The 22,544-nt window shown below is 72.0% G+C and carries 24 protein-coding genes; 13 read left to right on the forward strand and 11 right to left on the reverse strand.

What is annotated here, in order from left to right; all coding sequences use genetic code 11:
- The first annotated feature begins 370 nt into the window (after positions 1 to 370).
- Positions 371 to 1,573, forward strand: a complete 1,203-nt coding sequence (locus ABZ459_RS05035) for a GAF domain-containing SpoIIE family protein phosphatase (protein WP_357966036.1) — start codon at positions 371 to 373, stop codon at positions 1,571 to 1,573.
- Between the two features lie 50 nt (positions 1,574 to 1,623).
- Here ABZ459_RS05035 and ABZ459_RS05040 read toward each other — a convergent pair whose 3' ends face one another.
- The 3 genes from ABZ459_RS05040 to rho all read right to left on the reverse strand — a co-directional run bounded on the left by ABZ459_RS05040 (position 1,624) and on the right by rho (position 5,679).
- The gene (locus ABZ459_RS05040) at positions 1,624 to 3,390 is read right to left on the reverse strand and encodes a prolyl oligopeptidase family serine peptidase (RefSeq protein ID WP_357966039.1); all 1,767 of its coding nucleotides are present in this window, start codon (positions 3,388 to 3,390) and stop codon (positions 1,624 to 1,626) included.
- Positions 3,391 to 3,535: 145 nt separating this feature from the next.
- Positions 3,536 to 4,546, reverse strand: a complete 1,011-nt coding sequence (locus ABZ459_RS05045) for a putative RNA methyltransferase (RefSeq protein ID WP_357966042.1) — start codon at positions 4,544 to 4,546, stop codon at positions 3,536 to 3,538.
- A gap of 20 nt (positions 4,547 to 4,566) precedes the next feature.
- The gene (gene rho / locus ABZ459_RS05050) at positions 4,567 to 5,679 is read right to left on the reverse strand and encodes a transcription termination factor Rho (protein ID WP_357966044.1); all 1,113 of its coding nucleotides are present in this window, start codon (positions 5,677 to 5,679) and stop codon (positions 4,567 to 4,569) included.
- A 393-nt stretch (positions 5,680 to 6,072) separates the two neighbouring features.
- Between rho and ABZ459_RS05055 the strand changes: the two genes are divergently transcribed.
- Genes ABZ459_RS05055 through ABZ459_RS05070 form a run of 4 tightly spaced genes read left to right on the forward strand, consistent with a single transcriptional unit; the run spans position 6,073 to position 8,348 of the window.
- The gene (locus ABZ459_RS05055; RefSeq protein ID WP_352321299.1) at positions 6,073 to 6,213 is read left to right on the forward strand and encodes a hypothetical protein; all 141 of its coding nucleotides are present in this window, start codon (positions 6,073 to 6,075) and stop codon (positions 6,211 to 6,213) included.
- A gap of 10 nt (positions 6,214 to 6,223) precedes the next feature.
- A complete protein-coding gene (locus tag ABZ459_RS05060) occupies positions 6,224 to 6,964 on the forward strand; it encodes an MBL fold metallo-hydrolase (RefSeq protein WP_357966048.1) in 741 nt (246 codons plus the stop codon).
- Positions 6,965 to 6,988: 24 nt separating this feature from the next.
- The gene (locus ABZ459_RS05065; RefSeq protein ID WP_357966050.1) at positions 6,989 to 7,855 is read left to right on the forward strand and encodes a hypothetical protein; all 867 of its coding nucleotides are present in this window, start codon (positions 6,989 to 6,991) and stop codon (positions 7,853 to 7,855) included.
- A gap of 10 nt (positions 7,856 to 7,865) precedes the next feature.
- Positions 7,866 to 8,348 (forward strand): NUDIX hydrolase, encoded by a 483-nt coding sequence (locus tag ABZ459_RS05070; RefSeq protein WP_357966052.1) that lies wholly within the window; start codon positions 7,866 to 7,868, stop codon positions 8,346 to 8,348.
- Here ABZ459_RS05070 and ABZ459_RS05075 read toward each other — a convergent pair.
- Positions 8,307 to 10,208: a nitrate- and nitrite sensing domain-containing protein gene (locus ABZ459_RS05075; RefSeq protein WP_357966055.1), complete on the reverse strand. Its 1,902-nt coding sequence runs from the start codon at positions 10,206 to 10,208 to the stop codon at positions 8,307 to 8,309. The two genes, ABZ459_RS05070 and ABZ459_RS05075, sit on opposite strands and share 42 nt — an antisense overlap.
- 62 nt (positions 10,209 to 10,270) lie before the next feature.
- On the opposite strand from ABZ459_RS05075, the gene ABZ459_RS05080 reads away from it, so the two are divergent.
- On the forward strand, positions 10,271 to 10,684 hold the full coding sequence (locus ABZ459_RS05080; RefSeq protein WP_357966058.1) for a hypothetical protein: 414 nt from the start codon (positions 10,271 to 10,273) through the stop codon (positions 10,682 to 10,684).
- Positions 10,685 to 10,686: 2 nt separating this feature from the next.
- Here ABZ459_RS05080 and ABZ459_RS05085 read toward each other — a convergent pair whose 3' ends face one another.
- The gene (locus ABZ459_RS05085) at positions 10,687 to 11,127 is read right to left on the reverse strand and encodes a hypothetical protein (protein WP_357966060.1); all 441 of its coding nucleotides are present in this window, start codon (positions 11,125 to 11,127) and stop codon (positions 10,687 to 10,689) included.
- Positions 11,128 to 11,201: 74 nt separating this feature from the next.
- Between ABZ459_RS05085 and ABZ459_RS05090 the strand changes: the two genes are divergently transcribed.
- Positions 11,202 to 11,729 (forward strand): DUF6886 family protein, encoded by a 528-nt coding sequence (locus tag ABZ459_RS05090; RefSeq protein WP_357966063.1) that lies wholly within the window; start codon positions 11,202 to 11,204, stop codon positions 11,727 to 11,729.
- Here ABZ459_RS05090 and ABZ459_RS05095 read toward each other — a convergent pair.
- Genes ABZ459_RS05095 through lysS form a run of 4 tightly spaced genes read right to left on the reverse strand, consistent with a single transcriptional unit; the run spans position 11,704 to position 15,624 of the window.
- A complete protein-coding gene (locus ABZ459_RS05095) occupies positions 11,704 to 12,666 on the reverse strand; it encodes a 2-dehydropantoate 2-reductase N-terminal domain-containing protein (protein ID WP_357966066.1) in 963 nt (320 codons plus the stop codon). The two genes, ABZ459_RS05090 and ABZ459_RS05095, sit on opposite strands and share 26 nt — an antisense overlap.
- A 19-nt stretch (positions 12,667 to 12,685) precedes the next feature.
- Positions 12,686 to 13,414 (reverse strand): glycosyltransferase family 2 protein, encoded by a 729-nt coding sequence (locus ABZ459_RS05100; protein WP_357966069.1) that lies wholly within the window; start codon positions 13,412 to 13,414, stop codon positions 12,686 to 12,688.
- 60 nt (positions 13,415 to 13,474) lie between these two features.
- Complete coding sequence (locus ABZ459_RS05105) at positions 13,475 to 14,014, reverse strand: AAA family ATPase (RefSeq protein WP_357966072.1); 540 nt, start codon at positions 14,012 to 14,014, stop codon at positions 13,475 to 13,477.
- Entirely contained in the window at positions 14,011 to 15,624 is a 1,614-nt protein-coding gene (lysS, locus tag ABZ459_RS05110) for a lysine--tRNA ligase (RefSeq protein ID WP_357966075.1), read from the reverse strand. The genes ABZ459_RS05105 and lysS overlap by 4 nt, the downstream gene beginning before the upstream one ends.
- An 89-nt stretch (positions 15,625 to 15,713) precedes the next feature.
- Between lysS and ABZ459_RS05115 the strand changes: the two genes are divergently transcribed.
- Positions 15,714 to 16,229 carry a DinB family protein gene (locus ABZ459_RS05115; protein ID WP_357966078.1) on the forward strand — a complete coding sequence of 172 codons (516 nt, stop codon included), beginning with the start codon at positions 15,714 to 15,716 and terminating at the stop codon, positions 16,227 to 16,229.
- Positions 16,230 to 16,232: 3 nt separating this feature from the next.
- On the opposite strand, the gene ABZ459_RS05120 is transcribed toward ABZ459_RS05115, so the two are convergent.
- The gene (locus tag ABZ459_RS05120) at positions 16,233 to 17,345 is read right to left on the reverse strand and encodes an ROK family transcriptional regulator (protein WP_357966081.1); all 1,113 of its coding nucleotides are present in this window, start codon (positions 17,343 to 17,345) and stop codon (positions 16,233 to 16,235) included.
- 90 nt (positions 17,346 to 17,435) lie between these two features.
- Between ABZ459_RS05120 and xylA the strand changes: the two genes are divergently transcribed.
- Genes xylA through ABZ459_RS05135 form a run of 3 tightly spaced genes read left to right on the forward strand, consistent with a single transcriptional unit; the run spans position 17,436 to position 20,456 of the window.
- Entirely contained in the window at positions 17,436 to 18,587 is a 1,152-nt protein-coding gene (xylA, locus tag ABZ459_RS05125; protein ID WP_357966083.1) for a xylose isomerase, read from the forward strand.
- On the forward strand, positions 18,584 to 19,327 hold the full coding sequence (locus ABZ459_RS05130; RefSeq protein WP_357966085.1) for a sugar phosphate isomerase/epimerase: 744 nt from the start codon (positions 18,584 to 18,586) through the stop codon (positions 19,325 to 19,327). The genes xylA and ABZ459_RS05130 overlap by 4 nt, the downstream gene beginning before the upstream one ends.
- Before the next feature lie 25 nt (positions 19,328 to 19,352).
- The gene (locus ABZ459_RS05135; RefSeq protein WP_357966087.1) at positions 19,353 to 20,456 is read left to right on the forward strand and encodes a Gfo/Idh/MocA family oxidoreductase; all 1,104 of its coding nucleotides are present in this window, start codon (positions 19,353 to 19,355) and stop codon (positions 20,454 to 20,456) included.
- Between the two features lie 9 nt (positions 20,457 to 20,465).
- Here ABZ459_RS05135 and ABZ459_RS05140 read toward each other — a convergent pair whose 3' ends face one another.
- Complete coding sequence (locus ABZ459_RS05140; RefSeq protein WP_357966090.1) at positions 20,466 to 21,746, reverse strand: esterase-like activity of phytase family protein; 1,281 nt, start codon at positions 21,744 to 21,746, stop codon at positions 20,466 to 20,468.
- A 169-nt stretch (positions 21,747 to 21,915) separates the two neighbouring features.
- Between ABZ459_RS05140 and ABZ459_RS05145 the strand changes: the two genes are divergently transcribed.
- Both ABZ459_RS05145 and ABZ459_RS05150 read left to right on the forward strand, forming a co-directional pair.
- Entirely contained in the window at positions 21,916 to 22,182 is a 267-nt protein-coding gene (locus tag ABZ459_RS05145; RefSeq protein WP_357966093.1) for a hypothetical protein, read from the forward strand.
- A gap of 81 nt (positions 22,183 to 22,263) precedes the next feature.
- On the forward strand, positions 22,264 to 22,542 hold the full coding sequence (locus ABZ459_RS05150; protein WP_357966095.1) for a hypothetical protein: 279 nt from the start codon (positions 22,264 to 22,266) through the stop codon (positions 22,540 to 22,542).
- Positions 22,543 to 22,544 lie beyond the last annotated feature (2 nt).

The following is a 22,544-nucleotide window of genomic DNA, read 5'->3' on the forward strand; positions in this document are numbered from 1 at the left end:
CAGTGAGAAGTGTGGTAGGCACGATGGGATGACTGCTTCTCCCCACGCGGTGCTGGCCGCGACCTTCGCGCCTGGCGATACCGCTGTGACGGCTGCGATGAGGTTCACGCGCGAGGTGATGACCGCGTGGGCCACCGTCAGCGTGCTCCATACCGCCGAGCAGGTGGCCGGCGATCTCGCGGAGCAGGTCTCTGACGAGCCGTTTGAGGTGATTTGGAAGCATTACGGGGACGCAGTCCAGGTCGAACTGCGGCAGCGGATCACCGCGCACGGTGACCCGAAGGCTCCTTCCGTGAACGTGGAAGAGTGGGGAGTCACCTTCGCGGGCGATTCCCGTGTCCATTGGGCAAGGCTCACGCTACCCGGCTCCGTGGACCAGGTGGCCGCGGAGTGGGTGGAGGAGAGCGCGCGGGGCCCCCACTGGCTCGGGTTCCTGGCCGACGCGAGCGACCTGCTGGCCGGCACCCTCGACCCCGACATGGTCCCGGCGATCATCGCCCAGATCGTCGTGCCCCGTCTGTCGAGCTGGTGCGCCGTCTACACCGCCGGCAACTCGGGCGGCCCGCTGCGGCTGGTCTACCTCTGGCACGCCGACGAGGCCCGCATCGACGGCCTGCGCGAGCAGCTCACGGACATGGACGTCGGCGCGGCCGACACCAGGGCCACGTCCGTCATCCACCTGAACGACTCCCAGGTGCTGGCCGTGCCGCTCACCGCGCGCGGCCGCGGGCTCGGCATGATGTGCCTCGGCCGGTCCGACCGCTTCCCCGACGAGGTCATCCAGTTCGCCGACGACATCGGCAGGCGCGCCGCGCTGGCCATGGACAACGCCCGGCTCTACGCCCAGCAGGCCGCGGCCAACCGGGCGCTGCAGCGCAGCCTCCTGCCGCCCAACGAGCCCGAGGTGCCCGGCCTCGACTACGGCGTCATCTACGAGCCCGCCGGCGAGGCCAACGAGGTCGGCGGCGACTTCTACGACCTGTTCAAGGCGGGCGACGACTCCTGGCGCTTCGCGATCGGCGACGTCTGCGGCACCGGCCCCGAGGCCGCCGCGGTGACCGGCCTGGCCCGTCACACGCTGCGCCTGCTGGCCCGCGAGGGCTACGGCGTCGCCGCGGTGCTCGGCCGGCTCAACCAGGCGATCCTGGAGGAGGGCGAGCGGGCCAGGTTCCTCACGCTGCTCCACGGCGACATCACGCCCGTGGAGTCCGGCCTGGAGGTGCGGCTGGTGTCAGCCGGCCATCCCGAGGCGCTGCGGCTCAAGCCGAGCGGCAAGGTGGAGGCGGTGACCACGCCCCAGTCGCTGCTCGGCGTCTTCCACGAGGTCGTGTTCGAGGCCGACACCATCCATCTCGACCACGGTGACGTGCTGCTGGCGGTGACCGACGGCGTGACCGAGCGGCGCTCGGGCGGGCGGCTGCTCGACGACGACGGCGGCCTGGCCAAGCTGCTGGCCGAGTGCGCCGGGCTGTCGGCCAGGGCGGTGGCCGAGCGCATCCGCAGGGGCGCGGCGGAGTTCGCCGCCGAGCCGAGCGCCGACGACCTGGCCATCGTGGTCCTGCGCGCGCGCTGACCCGCGCGGGAGCGCCCCCGCAGGAGCGCTCCCACGACGTGCGCGAGAGGTCAGCCGACGTGCACGTGCTTGCGGGCGAACTCCAGTTGCAGGGCCGTCTGCGCGATGCGTTCCGCGACCACGAGCGAGCCGCGGATGGCGCCGTAGGTGTAGAGCTCGTGCTCGCGGCCGTGCTCGGCCAGCTTGGCCACGTACTTCTCGATCTGGCGCAGCGGGCAGCGGGTGTCGTTCTCGCCGGCCAGGATCAGCAGAGGGCTCTTGATCTGGTCCACGTACGTGATCGGCGAGCAGAAGGCGTACCGTTCGGGCTGCTCGTCGGGGGAGCCGCCGAGCAGGGCGCGCTGGTAGGCGCGCAGGCTCTCGGCCTCGTCCTCGTAGCAGGTCTGGTGGCAGGCGATGGGCACCGCGGCGATGCCCGCCGCCCACAGGCCGGGCTGGACGCCGAGGCCGAGCAGCGAGAGGTAGCCGCCCCAGGCGGTGCCGGCCAGGATCAGCCGGGCGGGGTCGATCGTGCCCCGGTCCACCAGCGTCCGGCGCACGGCGGCGATGTCGGCCAGCTCGATGTGCCCGACGTCGCCGTGCAGCGCGTCCCGCCAGGCCGAGCCGTAGCCGGTCGAGCCGCGGTAGTTGACGCGGACGACGGCGAAGCCCGCGTCGACCCAGGCCGCGACCTCGGGGGAGAAGGTGTCGCGGTCGTGGTCGGTCGGGCCGCCGTGCATGAGGAAGACCGCCGGGTGGGGCGCCGCGCCGGTCTCGGGCTTGGACACCAGCGCGTGGATGCGCCCGCCGGGCCCCTCGACGTCGAGGTCCTCGACGGGGACGCTCGGCGGCGCCGGCGGGCCGCCCGCGTTGAGCACGACCTGTCCGTTGCTCGACCGGATGATCGGCGGGCGGGAGCCGCTGGACCAGGAGTACTCGATGTGGCCGCCGGGCCGCGGCGCGGCCTCGTCGATCACGCCGTGCGGGGTGTCGATGAGCGTCAGGACGCCGCCCGCCAGGTCGTAGCGGTGCAGGTAGCTGCGGGCGCGGTGGTCGCGCAGGATCAGCAGGCCGCGGCCGTCGTCGAACCATTCGGCGGCCAGGTCGCCGGGGTCCTTCAGCCAGATCTCGCGCTGCTCGCCGGTGACCGGGTCCCAGACCAGGGGCTCGTGGCGCTGGCGGCGCTCGTGCAGCGTGAGCAGGCGGCGGTCGCCGAGCACCGGGGCGAAGCTGAGGCCGTGCACGCCCTTGTCGGGGCCGTCGTAGAGCTCGCCGACGGTCTCGCCGTGCTGGTCGACGACGCGCAGCGCCGGACGCCGGAAGTCGCCGTACTCGCCGTGGTTGATGGCGATGAGGGAGCCGTCGAGGGACATGTCGGTCACCCAGGCGGCCTCGGCGTGCTCGTACAGCAGCTCGGCCGGCGCGCCGGGACGTACCAGGTGGATCCGGAACGTGCCCTCGCTGGCCAGGCTGATGGCGGCCATGCCGGTCGCCGAGAGCGCGATGCCGCCCGGCTGGCCCGGCGGCAGGCCGGGTGCGGCCGGCTCGCTGGGACCGCCCGCGAACGGCTGGCGCCACCAGGTGCCGAACTCGTCGCCGTCGGTGTCGGCGAACCAGTAGATCCACTGTCCCGCCGGGTCGATCGCCGCGTACGCGGTGCCCTTGGGCCGGTCGGTGACCTGGCGCACGGCGCCCGTCGCCCGGTCCCAGGCGTAGACCTCCCACGTCCCAGTGGCGTTGGAGCGGTAGATGGAGCGGTTCGGGGCCTGGCGGGCCCAGGCCGGCAACGTCATGCGCGACGCACGGAACCTGGCCTGCCAGCGTTCCTCCGCCTTCATCCGGTGCGCCCCCTCCCATCGATGGCCCACGCCCTCTGGGTGCGGGATGCCGTCCAGTATTGCGCCTGAGTCGCGGAAATACTCGGGGAATGTGGGGGAATTTCGGACTAAATACCCCATCAGTAACACCAGTCGCAGATGCCCGTCAAGGAACAGGTCTTGAACGGGGCTCAGGCTCGAAGATAGACAGATGAAACGCGGCTCTGACCGTAACTTTCTTCTGGCCATTCTTGGCATGTCGGCGGAAATAGCCGGATATGCGGGCGGCCAGCTCGGCGGAATCAGTGTGCCACGCGCTCGGGCCCATTCCCACGACCTGGGTCAGCTCGTCCGGCCGGAGCTCCATGTCGAACTCGATCGTGCGCCGCCCGGTCTGGGTGAACCCCTGCATGCTGCGGGCGACCCGGCGGTCCTTCTCCTCGTCCACCGAGAGCAGCCCCAGCTCCTCGACCAGCGGGCTCAGGTGCGCCGCCGCGGGGGTCGCGACGACCGCCGCCCCTCCAGGGCGCAGGATCCGCCGGAACTCGGGCCCGTTCCTGGGCGCGAACACATCGATCACCACATCGGCCACCCCATGCCGGATCGGGAGCGGTCGCCACACGTCCGCCACGAACGCCCCCAGCCTCGGATGCGCCCGCGCCGCCCGCCGTACGGCGTGCTTGGACACGTCGAACGCCATCCCGATGCCATCGTCCACCGCATTGAGCACGGCCGCCAGGTAGTGCCCGGTGCCCGTGCCGGCGTCGACGATCAGCGGTGCGACCCTGCCCGCCGCGCCGAGACCCTCGACGGTCACCGGCCCACCTTGCGGACCGGCCTCCACTCCCGCCCCACCGTACGCTCTCGGCCCGGTTTCGTCATTCGATTCAGTAGAAGATTCACGTTTTTCTCCGCCCGCCACCCGTACGCGTACGGTTTCCGCCAGCGCCTGCGCCAGCGGGGCGTAGTGCCCGGCCGCCAGGAACTCGGCCCGCGCGGCCACCATCGCGGGGCTGTCGGCGGTGCCGGGCGGGCGTGACCCGGTGAGCAGGCTGACGTACCCCTGCTTGGCCACGTCGAAGGAGTGCCCCCGCGCACACCGGAGTGCGCCGTCGGCGAGCTCCACGTCCGCGTGGCAGACGGGGCAGATCAGGTGTTCGACGATGTCGGCCAGCATGCGCCCATTCTCCAGCGGCCTCACGCCGCCGCGCGCAGCGCCTCCAGCAGGAACGCGGCGTTGGACGGCGTCGCGCGCAGCTTGCCGACGAGCGTCTCCAGGGCCTGCTGCCGGTCCAGCCCGGCGAGCGTGCGGCGCAGCCGCCAGATCACCTGCCGCTCCTGCGGGTGCAGGAGCATCTCCTCGCGCCTGGTGCCGGAGGCCTCCAGGTCGACCGCGGGGAACAGGCGTCGCTCGGCCAGGTCGCGGGCGAGGTGCAGCTCCATGTTGCCGGTGCCCTTGAACTCCTCGTACAGGCTGTTGTCCATGCGGGAGCCGGTGTCCACGAGCGCGCTGGCGAGGATGGTCAGCGAGCCGCCGCCCTCGACGTTGCGCGCCGCGCCGAAGAAGCGCTTGGGCGGGTAGAGGGCGCGGGCGTCGATGCCGCCGGTGAGCACCCGGCCGCCGCCGGGCGCGAGGTTGTTGTAGGCCCGGCCGAGCCGGGTCAGCGAGTCGAGCAGCAGCACGACGTCGCGGCCGGCCTCCACCAGGCGCTTGGCGCGTTCGAGGGCCAGCTCGGCGACGGCGGCGTGGTCGCGGTCGGGGTGGTCGAAGGTGGAGGCGAAGATCTCGCCCTGGACGGAGGCGCGCATCTCGGTCACCTCCTCGGGCCGCTCGCCCACGAGCACGACCATGAGGTGCACCTCGGGATGGTTGCGGGTGACCGCGGCGGCCAGCGCCTGCAGCACCATCGTCTTGCCGGCCTTGGGCGGCGCCACGATGAGACCGCGCTGCCCCTTGCCGATGGGCGCGACGAGGTCGATGACCCGGGTGCTGAGCGCCCCGGTCTCGATGACCAGCCGCTCGTCGGGATGGACGGGCGTCAGCTCGTCGAACCGCGGCCGGTCCCGCCACTCGGTCAGGCCGTTGACGGACTGGACGCCGGCCAGCTTGTTCCCGGCCACGGAGGCCACGACGTGGTCGCCGCGCCGCAGCCCGAGCTGCCTGACCCGCTCGGGGGGCACGCGTACGTCGCCCGGCCCGGGAAGGTGTTCCGCGCGGATGTGGGCGGACTTCTCCTGCACGTCGAGGAGGCCGCTCACCTGCCCTGCGGGCGTTTCCGCGCGCTGTTGCGGAATGGTGTGAACAGACATGATGAGCCCCTTTGGGGGAGATGCGCCGACCAGAGATCGGCGAGTTCGATGAAGAAGCCGGGCCCGGAGAACCTGGGCGGGGCTTGACGAGGAAAACCAGCGGAGCAGAAGCTCAACGCTTGTGGGGAAGATACCACACGTTCCGCCCCATCAAACGCCTAGCCCTCTTGGACTATTCCCGGACGGTTCTGGTGTGTTCTGCCGCGTGTCCCGGCCCGTACGCGTGACAATGTTCTTCATCGCACCACGCCGTGTGGAAGACCCCCCGGCCGGCGGTGCGGCGAAAGCACACAAACCCCCATCAGCGCAGCGGCACCGTGTCAAGTGACATGCAGGACCCCTGCAACTCGGCGGGGGTTCCATGGACACATCCGAGCTCCTTGGGGGACCACCATGAACACCGTCCACTGCCCGCAGTGTCAGCACACGCTCGACGAGGGCCCGATCATGTACCGGTGCGCCCACTGCTGCCGCGCCGTCTACGCCGCCGACCTGGAGAACGAGTACGTTCCGCGGCAGCCCGTCGCCGCCTAACCTAGGCGGGATGAAGCACAGCCCCATCACCGTCTCCGGCGTCGAGGTGACGCCGCTCTGCGACGCGGTGGGCCCGATGGGCCCCGCGATCCGCCTCCCGCTCGCCGAGATGTTCCCCGGCTCCGACCCGGCGGACGATCAGTGGGTCCTGCACTTCCACTGCTACCTGCTGCGTGACGGCGCAGGCCGCCTCACCCTCGTCGACACCGGCATCGGCGGGGAGGACTCCCCGGCGGCCGGCTGGGCGCCCGTGCCCGGCGTCCTGACGGACGAGCTGGCGGCGGTGGGCGTCACGCCCGCCGACATCGGCACCGTCGTCCTCACCCACCTGCACAGCGACCACGCGAGCGGCGCGGTCACAGGCGGCCGGCCGGTGTTCGAGAACGCCCGCCACGTGCTCCAGCGGGCCGAGGTGGACTCGGCCTCCGGAGCCGTCTCCGACCTGCTGCTGACCCCGCTCAAGGACCAGCTCCACGTCGTCGAGGGGCAGGCCGAGATCGCGCCGGGCATCCACGTCCAGCACACGCCCGGCCACACCCCCGGCCACCAGATCGCCAGGGTCGGCGACCTGGCCATCACCGGCGACCTCGTGCTCCACCCGGTGCAACTGGCCGATCCGGGCATCCACTACGTCTACGACGACGACCAGGAGACGGCCGCGCGCACGCGCACCGAGGTCCTGGCGGCGCTGCGGGCCGAGCGGGCGACGATCGCCACCGCGCACTTCAGCGAGCCGTTCATGCGTCTTTGATCCGTTACGGCACCATAGGCTGTCATGAAGATTCGTGTTGTGGCCGGGGTAGCCCTCGGCGCCGCACTGCTGGCCCCCGCCCCCGCGTCGGCGGCCGGCGCGCCCGAGCTCTCGGGCGCCGCCGTCTACGCCGACAACGGCCACCGGCTCGCCCGCTACGAAGGCGGGGAGTGGAGCACCCTCGCCAAGATCGGCGCACTGCCGCAGTTCGCCGTCTCGCCGGACGGCAGGAAGGCCGCCTGGGTGACCGACGGCGGCAACCTCCAGGTCAAGGACGGCGCCAAGACCGTCACCGCGGCCACGAAGCTCCAGGGCGGCACGCCGTGCCTGACCCCCGTCTGGTCGCCCGACTCGACGCAGGTCGCCTACGTCGGCAAGGGCGAGACCATCATGGCGGTCAAGGCCGACGGCACCGGCAGGCGCCGGCTCGGCACGTCCAAGGGCGTGTGCCATCTGGCGTGGGCGGCGGGCGGCCGTTACCTCGCTGGCTACACCGGCGAGGCCGACGCCGTCTACCGGCTCGACGTCAGGACCGGGAAGGCCGCCAGGGCCAAGGGCGTCAAGCTCGTCACCCACGTGCAGAGCCTGTCGCCGAACGGCCGCAACGCGGTCGTCGCGGTCCCCGCCGATTCCGCCGCGCTCGGCGACGGCAGCTGGCCGGCGGCCTTCAAGCCGGCCGTGGTCGACCTGGTGACGGGCCGGAAGCTCACCCCGGCCGTCAAGGGCCGGCTGATCGGCGCGTTCTACCTGGCCGACGGGCGGCTGGTCGTCCGCGTGGCGGGCGGCGCGCACAACACGCTGGTCGTGCTGGACGCCGGAGGCAAGGAGAGCCAGCGGGTCGAGGAACCGGCCAGGGCCAGGACCCAGGCCCTGCTGCAGGTGCTGCCGTAACGTGGGTCCGGTGAACGATTTCTGGTCCACCGTCAACCGGGTCGTCACCGGAGCCGCGGCCTACATCACGGACGAGCGGGGCCGGGCCCTGCTCGTCAAGCCCAACTACCGCGACCACTGGTCCTTCCCCGGCGGCATCATCGACGCGGGCGAGCACCCGGCGCAGGCGTGCGCCAGGGAGGTCGCCGAGGAGCTCGGCCTGGTGCTGGAGGTCGGCAGGCTGCTCGCCGTGAGCTGGGTCGACGGCCTGGCCTACGTGCCGTACGCGATGGTCAACTTCATGTTCGACTGCGGCGAGCTCCCGCCGGGCACGGTGATCACCTTGCAGGCCGAGGAGCTGGACGACCACGGCTTCTACACCCACGAGGAGGCCGCCCGCCTGCTGCCCGCCCACGGTCACCGGCGGCTGCTGGCGGTCGCGCGGGCGCGGGCCTCGGGCGGGACGGCCTACCTAGCTCCCGGTGAGGACCGGCTGGTCGGCCAGGAGGGCTGAGGGCAGGAAGACCATCGCGGTCAGGCCGCCGTAGGGCGAGGGCGCGAGGGTGACCTTGATGTCGTGCCGGGCGGCCAGCCGGCCGACCACGAACAGGCCCAGCCGGTCGCTCTGCGCCAGGTCGAACTCGGGCATCTTGGCCAGCCGGTCGTTGAGCTCGTCCAGCTCGACGCGGGGCAGGCCGAGGCCGCGGTCCTCGATCTCGATCATCAGGCCGTGCGGGGTGCTCGAACTGCGCACGTCCACCCTGGTCTTGGGGGGTGAGAAGAGCGTGGCGTTCTCGACCAGCTCGGCCAGCAGGTGGGCCACGTCCGTGACGGTCGCGCCGAGCAGCGCGGTCTGCGGCGGCGGGAAGATCTCGACGCGTTCGTACTCCTCGACCTCCGCGACGGCCGCGCGCAGCACGTCGAGGATGGCCACCGGGTTGCGCCAGCCGCGCCCGGGGGCCTGGTCGGACAGGATGATCAGGCTCTCCGCGTGCCTGCGCATGCGGGTGGTGAGGTGGTCCAGCTTGAACAGGTCGGCCAGCAGGTCGGGCTCCTCGGTGGCCCGCTGCATGCCGTCGAGCTGGAGCAACTGGCGGTGCAGCAGCGACTGGTTGCGCCGGGCCAGGTTCACGAAGACCTGGCTGACGCCGTGCCGCAGCCTGGCCTGGTCGACGGCGGCCTCGACGGCCGTGGACTGCACGTGGTTGAAGGCCCGCACGATGTCGGCGACCTCGGCGGTCTCCGTCCTGACCTCCAGCGGCGCGACCTCGGCGGCCGTGGGCGGACGGGTGTTCGTGCGCAGCCGCTCGATCAGCCCGGACAGCCGCACCTCGGCCAGTTCGGTGGCCGCGTCGCGCAGCCCGGCCAGCTCGCGGACCAGCCGCCTGCGGAAGCGCAGCGACAGCAGGATCGAGGCGAGCACGGCGAGCAGGCCCACGCCGCCGGCCACGCCGATCTTGATCAGGATGCTCCCGGCGGCCGGCGTCACCCGGGCCACGATGCCCTCCACGGCCTGGCCCTGGTCGCGTTCGAGCACGGCCCACAGGTTCTGGCCGTCGATCTCCCAGGTGGCGGCGGTGGCGGGCAGGCCGTTCATCGCGGCCTGGCCCCGGATGGCGTCCTCGGCGTCGAGGAACTCCTTGTAGACGGGCGAGGCGGCCAGTTGCTCGTACGGGCCGCGCAGGCCGCCGTCCAGGTGCGAGAGCGCCTGCGAGTACAGCAGCCGCCGGGTCGCCACCATCCCGGTGAACGCCTCCCGCTCGACGGCCTCGACCCGCCCTCTGGCCAGCACCACGACGATCATCGCGCGTTCCCGCGAGACCAGGTCCTTGGCCTCGCCGAGCATGGTGACGGCCCGTGCCTGCCGGTACAGCGACATGTCGGGCACCAGCACCATCGCGTCGTACATGCGGAAGGAGGCGTCCACGATCTGGCTGTAGCCGTCGATCACGGCCAGCGGCGCGACCGTGTTGCCGTCCACCTCGGCGCGGATGCCGGCCAGCAGGTCGAGCTTGGCGTTGAGGGCGTCGAGCTGCGTGCGCATCTCGGGCGACATCCCGCGCTGGTCCTTGGCCAGCTTGCGGAAGGCCGCCACGGCCCGGTCGGTCTGCCCGCGCTGCCTGGCCAGCTTGTCCGCCCGGCGCTGGGTGGCCAGGAACTCGACCGAGGCCAGCCGCTCGTCCTGGAGTTCGGCGTTGATCCGCTCCGACGGCGTGGCCAGATTGGAGGCCAGCTTGTTGATCTCCAGCAGGCGCAGGCCGTCGCCGCCGGTCAGGCCCGCCGCGAACGCCCACAGCCCGACCAGGGACAGCAGCGGCACGAGCAGGAGGATCAGGAGCTTCAGGGCAATGGGACGGCCACGCGTGGGGGGCATGCGACCTCCGGGTGCATGATGAGATCGCCTCGCAGATTACACCCCCCTTTGGAAGGATTTCTGTGCGTCTTCCGCGTTCCACCGCCGGTTGGACCATCGGCGTCTTCGGCGTGCTCGCCTTTGCGCTCGGGCTCGTCGGGCTGCTGTCGCCGGACTCCCTGCTGGTCCTGCTGGGTTTCGAGGTGCTCGACGTACGCCCGTCCGGCGACTACACGCTGGTCTACATGGCGGCTTCGTCGATGGCGGCGGTGAACATGGGGGTCTATTACGTTTTCGCGGCATCCGCCGACTACACGCCGTTCTTCCGGTGGACCGTGCCGTTCAGGCTGGTGACGTTCGCGGTGTTCACGACGCTGGTGCTGACGGGGGCGGCGCCGGGCGAGTTCTTCGGCGTGGGGCTCTGGGAAGGCGTGGGAGCGCTGGTCACGGGGTTCGCGCTCTGGCGCGAGGGCAAGCTGCTGCCCTCGCGCCCATGAGCTCACGGCCTGGTGTCGTCGGGACGGCCGCCGGCCACCAGCCGGTCGCCGTCCGCCCGTTCGTGTGCGGCTCGCTCGCTCGCGACCCGTTCGTGTGCGACGCGGCCGTCCGTCACGCCGTCGTTCGCGGCGCGGTTGCGGTCGCGTTCGAGCCGCCGTTCGAGGTCGCGCTTCTCGCCCTCCAGCCGGGAGACCCGGTCGGACGCCTCGGCGCGGGCGGCCCGCAGCCTGCGGCGCTTCCTGGCCGTCCTGCGCGACCCGACGCCGATCAGCCAGATCCCCGCCAGCAGGGCGGCCGCGGCGACCGCTCCCGCGAGGAACATCTGGACGTGGTCGAGCTGGTAGGTGTTGCCGAACAGGATGTACCTGGAGCTCTCCTCCGTCGCCACCAAGGCGACGGCGCCGCCGGCGAGCAGGACCAGGATCAGACCCAATAAGACCATCCGAACTCACCCCTTGTCGTCAGAGCGCGTTTCTTCTGCCCTGACGGAGACGGGGTATGCGCATGATGGCGGGTATGAGACCCGAGCCAGGCCAGGTGCTGCACTTCTCCGAGGACCCGACCATCGAGCGGTTCGTGCCCCATGTCGCGCAGACGTCCTCGCTCGGCGAGCCGTACGTGTGGGCGGTCGGCCACGACCGCTGCCCCGACCACTGGTTCCCGCGCGCCTGCCCGCGGGCGATGGCCTGGCGCGGGCCGGACACGACCGACGAGGACGTGGCCAGGATCGCCGGCGCGGGCTGCGGCGACCGCGTGCACGCCGTCGAGTACGCCTGGCTCCAGGCCATCATGGACGTCCGCCTGTACGCCTACCGCCTGCCCGCGGCCGGGTTCGCGCCGATCGGCGACCCGCCGCACGCCGTGGTGTCGAGGGAGCCGGTCGTCCCGCTCGGCCCGCCCGAGCCGGTGGGCGACCTGTTCGAGCTGCACGAGCAGGCCGGGATCCAGCTGCGCGTGCTGGACAACCTGTGGCCGTTCTGGCACGAGGTGACGGGCAGCAGCATGCGGTTCAGCGGGATCAGGCTGCGGAACGCGCGTCGATGAGCGCGGTCAGCTCCGCCACCGGCATCGAGGCGGGCGGCAGCTTCTCGCGGGCGACCCGGTTGGCCTCGCGGCGCAGCACTTCGTTGACCGGCGTGGGCACGCCGTGCTCGCGGCCGAGCAGGACGATCTCGCCGTTGAGGTAGTCGGCCTCGATCGAGCCGCTGCCCCTGGCCAGGCTCTGCCAGGACGACCCGCCGCCACGCTGGACGCCTTCGATGGGGACGACCTCCACCTGGTCGCCGCGCACCCGGCGCTCGTCCTCGGGGGTGGAGTAGGGGATGCCCGCGTGCTCGAACACGCTGACGGCCTCGGCGCGGGCCCTGTCGAACAGCTCGACCATGCCGTCGGCGTGCCCGACGAGGGCTTCGACGGCGTTGCCGAGGTTGCTGAGCAGCTTGCCGTGCTTCCAGCGCATGACGTCGGGGGTGGCGCGGGCGAGCAGCCCGTGTTTGCCGAGGTCGTCGGCGATCTGCCCGGCGAGGTCGTCCACACCCTGGGGATAGCGCCCGACGTGCAGCAGGCCCGAGTACGGCCGGCCGTAGGCGGCCACGACGCCGGGTTCGAGGTGCTGGGAGGGCAGCCACACGCACATGCCGTAAACCCGCTCGGACCTGCGCAGGACGGTGCGCTCGTTGGCCACGCCGTTCTGGGCGCACACCACCGGCAGGTCCGCCGGCCAGGGGTCGAGGGCGGCCAGGGTGTCCTGGGACTTGGTGGCCAGGATCAGCACGTCGTCGTCGCGGGTGGGGATCGGGCCGGAGGCCGCGGGGATGCGCAGGGTCTCGTCGGAGTCGGGGGTGATCAGGCGGAGTCCGTCACGCTCGAGCGCCTCGTGGTGCGCGCCTCTCGCGACGAGCACGACCTCGTGCCCGCCCTGGTGGAGGCGGGCGCCGATGGTGCCGCCGACTGCTCCTGCTCCGATCACTATGTAGCGCATTGTCCGAGAATGTCACTTCTTACTTCGCGAGCGCCACCTCGGTCTGCGGCATCAGGGCGGTGCCGCGCGTACGCTCGCGCATGATCGTCTTCAGGACGCGCCAGCCGTCGCGCACCGCGTGCAGGTTGCTCGCGCCGTGGATCCGGGAGCGCTCGTGGCTGGGCACCTCGTGGATGACCAGGCCGGCCTGGGCGGCCCGGACGTTCATGAGGGTCTCGATCTCGAAGCCGTCGCAGTCGAGCTCCATGACGTCCAGGTGGTCGCGCCAGAAGGCGTTGTAGCCGTAGCACAGGTCGGTGAACCGGGTGCCGTAAAGCATGTTGGTCAGGCCGGTGAGGACCTTGTTGCCCAGCGACCGGATGGGGCTGAGGTCGTCGGAGCCGCCGCCGGGGGCGTACCGGGAGCCCTTGGCGAAGTCGGCGCCGTCGATGAGGGTCTCGACGAAGGAGCGGATCTCCTTGCCGTCGGTGGAGCCGTCGGCGTCGATCATGACGATGATGTCGCCCCGGGCGGCCTGGAAACCCTCGATGAGGGCGTTGCCCTTGCCCCGCCGGCTCTGCACGACGACCCGGAGGTCGGGGCGCAGCCTGCGCGCGACGGCGACGGTGTCGTCGGTCGAGTTGCCGTCGACCAGGATCACCTCGTCGATCCAGTCGGGCAGCGTGGCGAAGACGTGGGGAAGGTTCTCGGCTTCGTTCATCGCGGGGACGATGACACTGACACTGGCGGCGAAGGGCTGCTTGTTCATGGGTACAAGGTGCACCTGCACACATGCAGCCCACTTGACACTGCCTTGCAGTGATCCTACTTATATGCGATCTCCACCGACCAATGCCTCGTCCGCCCGCGCGAGGATCTCGTCGACGGTCTCGGCGGGGGACTGCGCGGAGGTGTCCAGCCACAGGCCGATCCGCGGCGTACCGGCCCGCAGAGCGGCGTCGAGCTGGGCGATCGTCCAGGCGCCGTAGCCGGTCTTGGCGCGTTCGCGCTCGCGGCGCTCGACGGCGGCGGCGTCGGGCGCGAGCACGACCACCCGGAGCGGACGGGTGCGGATCCACCGGGTGAACCGCTCCAAGTCCTCTCCAAGGACCACATCTTGCACAATTGCTGTAAATCCTGCTTCGAAATACAAGTCCGCCGCTCGGGCCGCGAGCCGGTAGCGGAGCTGCAACTGGCGCACCGCCTCCTCCTCCGACCCGGGCGTCATCTCGGCCCGGCCGCCCACGACCATGCGGCGGAAGGTGTCGCCCCGGACGTGGGCCGACCGCGGCAGGCGCTCGGCCAGCGCCTGGGCGACCGTGGACTTGCCCGCGGCCGAGATCCCGGTGACCAGGACGACGCCGTTCACCCGCCGACGAGCTTCCGCACCCGGTCGGCGCCCACCGCCATGAGCAGCGTGGGCAGTCGCGGCCCGGTGTCCCGGCCGACCAGCAGCCGGTAGAGCAGCACGAAGAACGCGCGCTGGGCCGCCTTCAGCTCCGGCGTGGGCTTGGCGTCGGCGTCAAGACCGGCCTGGAGCTTCGGCACGCCGTAGACCAGGCCGGTGAGGCCGTCGAGCGTCCAGTCGTCGAGGCCCTCGGCCAGCAGCCGCAACGACTCGCGCTCGGTCTGCCCGAGGGAGTCGAGCAGCTCCTGGTCGGGCGTCTCACGCACGTGGGTGCGCTGGTCGGCGGGCAGGTGGTCGGCCACCCAGCGCTGCGCCCGGTCGAGCCGGGGGCGGGCCTGGTCGAGCTCGTCGACGGCGTCGAGGTCGCGCAGGATGCGCAGCGCCTGCTCGTCGTGGCCGGTGGTGATGTCGAGGATCGAGGCCAGCGTGCGGTAGGGCACCGGGCTCGGCGTGGCCGGCAGCGGCCCGGCGGCGGTGCCCACGGCGCGGGCGTGGGCGGCCAGCTCGGCGGGCTGGGCCTGGCCGGCGGCGACCTTGCGGGCCAGGGCGTCCCACTCGTCGTAGAGGCGCTGGATCTCCTGGTCGAAGGCGACCTTGAAGGACTGGGCGGGCTTGCGGCGGGCGTACAGCCAGCGCAGCACGGGCGCCTCCATGATCTCCAGCGCGTCGGCCGGGGTCGGCACGTCGCCCTTGGAGCTGCTCATCTTGGCCATGCCGGTGATGCCGACGAAGGCGTACATCGGGCCGATCGGCTGCTCGCCGCCGAACACCTCGCCGACGATCTGGCCGCCGACGATCCAGGCCGAGCCGGGGGAGTGGTGGTCGACGCCCGAAGGCTCGAAGACCACGCCCTCGTACGCCCACCGCATCGGCCAGTCGACCTTCCACACCAGCTTGCCGCGGTCGTGCTCGGCCAGGCGCACGGTCTCGCCGAACCCGCACTCGCAGGTGTAGGCCAGCTCGGTCGTCTCGTCGTCGTACGCGGTGACCTTGGTGAGGTCGCGCTCGCACAGCTCGCAGTACGGCCTGTACGGGAAGTAGTCGGCCACCTCCCGGCCGCCGTCCTTGGTCCGGTACGCCGCCAGGATCGCGTCGATCCGCGACCGCTCGCGCATGGCCAGCAGGATCTGCTCCCGGTAGGCGCCCGAGGTGTACTGCTCGGTCTGGCTGATGCCCCGGTAGTCGACGCCAAGCTCGGCCAGCGCGGCGGTCATCGGCGCCTTGAAGTGCTCGGCCCAGTTGGCGTGCGGGCTGCCCGGCGGGGCGGGCACCGAGGTCAGCGGTTTGCCGATGTGCTCGGCCCAGGACGGGTCGACGCCCGCGGGCACCCGCCGGAAACGGTCGTAGTCGTCCCAGGACAGCAGGTGCACGCAGTCGAGGCCGCGCCGCCTGATCTCGTCGGCGACGAGGTGGGGGGTCATGACCTCGCGCAGGTTGCCCAGGTGAATGGGGCCCGAGGGGCTGAGCCCGGAGGCGCAGACGATCGGTTTGCCCGGGGCACGACGCTCCGCCTCGGAGATCACCTCGTCCGCGAACCTGGAGACCCAGTCGGCCTCTGCACTTTCCGCCATCGAGCCATTGTCGCGGCTCGCCAGGGTCATACGCGAACCGGCCGAAAATGCGGTGCGTTGCCGGTGAGCCCTGCAGTAGCCTCCGGCGCATGACGCCACCCCGTGTACGTCCGCCCTTCGTGGCCGACGAACGTACCCAGCTCGTCGGCTGGCTGGACATGCAGCGCTCGATCGTCCAGTGGAAGTGCGAGGGGTTGTCAGAGGCCGACGCCCACCGGCCGGTCCTGCCGACCTCGCCCCTGATGACGGTGGCCGGTCTGGTCGCCCACATGCGCTGGACCGAGCACTGCTGGTTCGAGGTGCTCTTCCTGGGCGGCAGCGCCGAGGGCAACCCGCAGTTCCTGGAGGCGCCCGAAGACGCCGACATGCTGGTCGAGGGCGTCACGCTGGCCCAGCTCCTCGACGACTACGCCAAGCAGTGCGAGCGCTCCAACGAGATCGTCGCCGCCCACTCGCTCGACGACGTCGGCAAGCACCCCGACTTCCGGTCGGCGGCGTCCTCGCTGCGCTGGGTGCTGATCCACATGGTCGAGGAGACCGCCAGGCACGCCGGCCACCTCGACATCGTCAGGGAGCTGGTCGACGGGAACAAGGGCTACTACTGACCCTCACAGGCCCAGCACGTCCGCGGGGTCGGCGACGATCCGCTGGATGACCAGCCCGGCCGCCCCCAGCACCGCCGCGTCGGCGCCGTTGGCCGAGACGACCAGGGCGGGCGGCGTGCCGCGCATCTGCCCCAGCCGGGCCGCGAGCACGTCCCGGGCCGGCGCCGCCAGCCACGGGAACAGCGGGGCGAAGATGCCGCCGAGCACGATCCGGCCGGGGTCCAGCAGGTGCACGGCCGAGGTGAGCGCCACCCCGAGCGCCTCCCCGGCCCGCGCGCAGGCGGCCAGCGCGTGCCGGTCGCCCTCGGTCAGCGCGTTCACCAGGGCGGCGACCGAGTCCAGCGCGCCGAGCAGGGCGTCCTGGCCCGCGTACACCTCCAGGCAGCCGCGGCCGCCGCACCGGCAGGCGGGGCCGTCGGGGGTCACGACGACGTGCCCGAGCTCGCCGGCCAGCCCGTACGTCCCCCGGAACACGGTCCCGTCCACGACCAGCCCGGCGCCGACGCCGATCTCGCCTGAGACGTAGAGGAAGTCCGTCGCCCGCGAGCCGAACCACAACTCGCCCAGCGCCGCCAGGTTCGCCTCGTTGTCGACCGCGCACGGCAGGTCGAGCAGGTCGGCCACCCGTACGTCGCGCCAGCCCAGATGAGGGGCGTTGCGCAGCAGGCCGCCCTCGACCGTGCCGGGCACGGCCAGCGCGGCGCCGATGATCCGCAGCCCGGCCGCCTCGGCCTCCGCGGTGACCTCCTTGACCAGGTCGCGCAGCAGTTGCAGCACGCCGGCCGGGTCGGAGCCGCGGTTGTCGGCCGGGCGGGTGCGGCGCAGGCGTACGGACCGGGTGAGGTCGACCACGCAGGCGGCCAGGTAGTCGATGTTGACCTCCAGCCCGAGCGCGGCCACCCGGTGCCCGCTCAGCCCCACGGCCACGCCGGGCCGCCCGCGCTCGCCGTCGCGCACCGCGCCCGACTCGCTCACCGCGCCGGCCTCCAGCAGGGCCGCGACCAGGCTGGACACGGTGGTCTTGGTCAGCCCGGTGAGCTCGGCCAGCGCCGCCCTGGTGAGCGGGCCTTGCCCGTGGACGGCCTGGAGTACCACGGCCAGATTGCGGGCACGCATGGAATCATGCCGGACCCCCCTTGACGCCACCATGCATGCCTCCTCAGGATTATGTACAGATTATGGACTAAAGGTAGGGGACGTCAGCAAATGTCATCCTTCACTCCGACACCCGCCGATCGCTTCACCTTCGGACTCTGGACCGTGGGCTGGCAGGCCCGTGACCCGTTCGGCGACGCGAGCCGTCCCGCGCTCGACCCGGTCGAGAGCGTGCACCGGCTGGCCGAGCTCGGCGCGTACGGCGTCACCTTCCACGACGACGACCTGCTGGCCGTCGAGCCCGACCGGGACAAGGCGATCGCCGCCTTCCGCAAGGCCCTGGACGAGACCGGGATGAAGGTCCCGATGGCCACCACGAACCTGTTCACCCACCCGGTGTTCAAGGACGGCGCGTTCACCAGCAACGACCGCGACGTGCGCCGGTACGCCCTGCGCAAGGTCATGCGCAACATCGACCTGGCCGCCTCGCTCGGCGCGACCACGTACGTGTGCTGGGGCGGACGCGAGGGCGCCGAGTCCGACGCGGCCAAGGACGTCAAGGCGGCCCTCGACCGCTACAAGGAGGGCCTGGACCTGCTCTGCCAGTACGTCCTCGACCGCGGCTACGACCTGCGCTTCGCCCTGGAGCCCAAGCCCAACGAGCCGCGCGGCGACATCCTGCTGCCGACCATCGGCCATGCCCTGGCGCTCATCAACGACCTGGAGCACCCCGAGATGGTGGGCCTCAACCCCGAGGTCGGCCACGAGCAGATGGCGGGGCTCAACTTCGTCCACGGCATCGCCCAGGCGCTGTGGCACGGCAAGCTGTTCCACATCGACCTCAACGGCCAGCACGGCCCCAAGTACGACCAGGACCTGATCTTCGGCCACGGCGACCTCAAGAGCGCCTTCTTCCTGGTCGACCTGCTGGAGAACGGCGGCTACGACGGCCCCCGGCACTTCGACTACAAGCCGCTGCGCACCGAGGACCCCGACGACGTGTGGGACTCGGCCGCCGCGAACATGCGCACGTACCTGATCCTGAAGGAGAAGTCGCGCGCCTTCCGCGCCGACGCCGAGGTTCAGGAGGCGCTGCGCGCCTCCCGCGTGGACGAGCTGGCCCGGCCCACCCTCGCCGCGGGCGAGACCTGGCAGGACCTGGCCGCCGACGACTTCGACCCCGAGGCGGCGGCCCGGCGCGGCTTCCACTTCACCCGGCTCAACCAGCTCGCCCTCGAGCACCTCATGGGGGTCCGTGGATGACCAGGCCGCTCAGCGTCCAGCTCTACACCGTCAGGGAGCAGCTCGCCGCCGACCGCGACGGCACCCTTGAGCGCATCGCCGGCATCGGTTACGGCGCCGTCGAGCCCTTCGACCCGACCGCCGACCCCAAGGGCTTCCGCCAGGTGATCGACGACCTGGGGCTCGCGGTGAGCAGCACGCACGCGTACGCGCTGCTCAGCCAGGAGCCCGCCGAGGTCTTCGACGCCGTCGCCACGGTCGGCGCCGACCTGGTGATCATCCCCGGCGGCGTCCCCGAGGCCGAGTTCACCACCCGCGACGGCCTCGCGCGCACCGCCGACCTGCTGAACGGCCTGGCCGAGCAGGCGGCCGGGCACGGCATGCGCATCGGCTACCACAACCACTGGTGGGAGATCGAGCCCAGCATCGACGGCCGCCACGCCATCGAGGCGCTGGCCGACCTGCTCGCCCCCGAGGTGTTCCTGGAGATCGACACGTACTGGGCGGCCGTGGGCGGCGCCGACGTGCCCGCCCTGCTCGGCCGCCTGGCCGGGCGCACGCTCGCGCTGCACGTCAAGGACGGGCCGGTGATGAAGGGCGAGCCGCACACGGCGGTGGGGGCGGGCGCGATGCCGGTGCCCGAGATCCTGGCCGCCGTGCCGGACGCCTGGCGGATCGTCGAGCTCGACACGTGCGCGACCGACCTGTTCACCGCACTCGCCGACAGCCACGCCCACCTCACCGGCCTGGAGGGCTCATGAGCAGCGGAACCAGTCTGGAGGCTGCATGAGCAGCGGGCCCGTGGGCGTCGCGGTCGTCGGCGCCGGGGTGATCAGCGCCCAGTACCTGCGCAACCTCACCGCCTTCCCCGACGTGCGGGTGCTCGGCGTGGCCGACCTGGACACCGGCCGGGCCGCCGCGGCGGCCCGCGAGCACGGCGTGCCCACCTCGGGCAGCCTGGCCGAGATCCTCGCCCTGCCCGAGGTCGAGATCGTGGTCAACCTGACGGTCCCGGCCGCGCACGCGGCCGTCGCGCTGGAGTCCCTGCGCGCCGGCAAGCACGTGTACGGCGAGAAGCCGCTCGCCCTGGACATGGACCAGGCGGCCAAGGTCATGGCCGAGGCCGCCAACCTGGGCCTGCGCGTCGGCGGCGCCCCCGACACCTTCCTCGGCCCCGGGCTCCAGGCCGCGGCGCACGCCCTGCGCTCCGGCCTGATCGGCGAGCCGGTCGGGATCACCGTCGCCTTCCAGAACCTGGGCCCGGAGTCCTGGCACCCCGATCCCGAGTTCTACTACCGGCCCGGCGGCGGCCCCCTGTTCGACATGGGCCCCTACTACCTGACCGCGCTGGTCTCCCTGCTCGGCCCGGTCGCCCGGGTCGCGGGCGGCACGCGCAGGGCCCGCGCCGAGCGGGTCGTCGGCTCGGGCCCCAAGGCCGGCACCCTCTTCCCCGTGGACGTGCCTACCCACGTCAACGCCCTGCTGGACTTCCCCGGCACGGCCACCGCCACCGCGACCTTCAGCTTCGACTCGCCCGTCAGCCGCAAGCTGATCGAGGTGATCGGCACGGAAGGCGCCCTGCTGCTGCCCGACCCCAACACCTTCGGCGGCCCGCTGCTGGCCCGCGGCCGGCACGACCCCGACTGGCGCGAGCTGCCCGTCGCCGCCGGCCGGGCCGGACGCGGCATCGGCGTGCTCGACCTGGCCCGGTCGCTGCGCGCGGGCACGCCGCACCGGGCCTCGGGCGAGCTGACGCTGCACGTGCTGGAGCTCATGACGGCCATCACCGAGTCGGGCGAACGCGCCGAGTTCCGCCCGATCACCTCGGCCGTGACGGCTCCCGAGCTCCTTCCCGGCGATTGGGACCCGTACGCGAGCACGTCGTCCTGACGGGACGGCTCAGAAGAGCGGCTTGGCCAGGCGGATCGTCAGGATCCGGCTGGTCACGCCCGAGTCCACCAGGCGGCCGTCGGCGTCGAAGGTGCCGAGGCCGAAGTCGTTGTCGTTGGCCACGGCGAGCGTCACCGGGTCGAGCAGGGCGACGCCCTCGATCTTGCCGGGCAGGCCGGGGATCGCCGCCAGGTCCACGGCCTGCGCCTTGGTGGCGACGGTGACGTTCGACGGCAGCGACGCCTCCAGCGAGGGCGTGGTGGCCGGGTCGTCGTGCCGGCCGCCGAGCAGGTTCGTCGCCCGGCGCAGGTCCACGGTGTAGAGGCGGGCCACGGCGTCGGTGCGCTCCTGGAGCAGCAGGCGGCCGGGGCTCAGCACGTTCAGGGCCGAGATCTTCATGTCGCCCTGCTCGGCCGCCGGGTCGAAGGTGGCCACGTTCTCCATGGTGTAGGCCCACTCGCCGGTCGGGCGGCCGGTACGCAGGTCCACCCGCAGGATGCGGGCCGTGCTCGACGCCTTGCCGGTCTTCTTGTCGGGGTTGGCGAGCGGGCTCTGCACGGCCAGGTACAGGGCGCGCTCGGCCTGCGAGACGCCCAGCGCCTCGATGCCGCGGTTCTGCTGCCGGGTCGCGAGGATCGCGGGCAGCGTCTCGTGGACCGGGTAGCCGGCGCCGGTGAGCTTCAGGCCCTTGGGGACGTACCTGGCCAGGACGCGGCCGTCGCCCGCCACGTGCAGCAGCGAGGGGGAGTACTCGTCCGCCAGCCAGAAGCCGCCGCGGCCGTCGGTGACGATGTCCTCGGTGTCCAGGCCGTTCGGGTCGTAGGGGAGCTGCGTCAGGCCGTCCCAGGTGTAGGGGATCTCGTCGTGGCCGGACTGGTTGGACAGGCCGGTGATCGGGGTGCCGTCGGAGGTCTTCAGCGGGATGCTCTCCACGATGCGCGCCGCGCCGTGCCGTACGGCCACGCGGACGATCGCCGGCGCGAACTCCGGCACCGGGAACGTGCGCCGCTTCTCCCCGTTGACCTTGGGCTCGCCGTTCGGGCCGCGGTCGGTGACCATCCAGTACTCGCCCGCGCGCCTGGCCGGGAACAGGCCGCTGCCGAGGCCGCCCAGCTTGACGCCGCGGGAGTCCTTGACGATGTCCGGCTCGAAGGCGGTCAGGTCGGGGGCGGGCAGCGTCACGTCGGACAGGACGCGCGGCTGCCGTCCCGAGGCGGCGTCGGCGGGCGCGGCGACAGTGGTGGCCAGAGCCGCGCCGACGGCCAGCATGGCGATGAACGAACGAGACATGACGCTTCCCTTGGCAGCAAACCTACAGATAAGGGTCGAAAGGTATCCGCGCTGGATGTCCTGCCGTTGAAGGGCGCGTGAATTCGTCCCACGACATCACACGAAATTTCACGACGATCGGTGACATGTCGTACTAGGCGGCCTTCGGGGGGCTTCCTAGCGTGGAGTCGTGACCCTCATCCGGCGTACGGCCGTCGCCGCGGCGGCCGCGCTCATCTGCTCGCTGCTGCCCGCGCAGGCCGCCCGCGCCGACGGCTCCTACACCTGCTTCCTCGGCTGGATCGACCACGGCACGATCTCCGGCCAGGACTGCGAGGGCGTCGGCTACGTGAACGTCAACGTCACGATCACGGCCGGCCCCGACCCCGGCACGTACCTGTGCCGCACGGCCTTCTCCTGGAACGGCTCCCTGTCGGGCGAGGGCTGCACGGGCTGAGCCGCCTCCGGTCCCTTGCCTGCCGGTGAGGACCCCGGTCCGGGCCGTTCCCTTCTCTTCGTTCAGGGCAGAGGGGTGCTCATGACCCAAGACCCCTTCGAACCCCCCGGAACCGGGCTCATCACCTCCTGGATCGCGCTCCTCGACAACGCCCGCCACGAGAACCGGGTCATCTCGGTACGCCTGCTGAGCGGCGACTCCTTCACCGGCCACGTCACCCGCCGGGGCGACTCCGTCGTCACCGTCGAGTCCTCGGACCGGGCCTCCGGCGGCGCCCGGGAGCACAACCTCGCCATCAGCGCCATCGTGTCGATCACCTTCGAGTCGCCGGCCGGTCCCACCGGGGCCTCGCCCGCCTGAGC

Origin of the sequence: Nonomuraea sp. NPDC005692 (assembly GCF_040631115.1) — a bacterium.
Lineage (GTDB): Bacteria > Actinomycetota > Actinomycetes > Streptosporangiales > Streptosporangiaceae > Nonomuraea.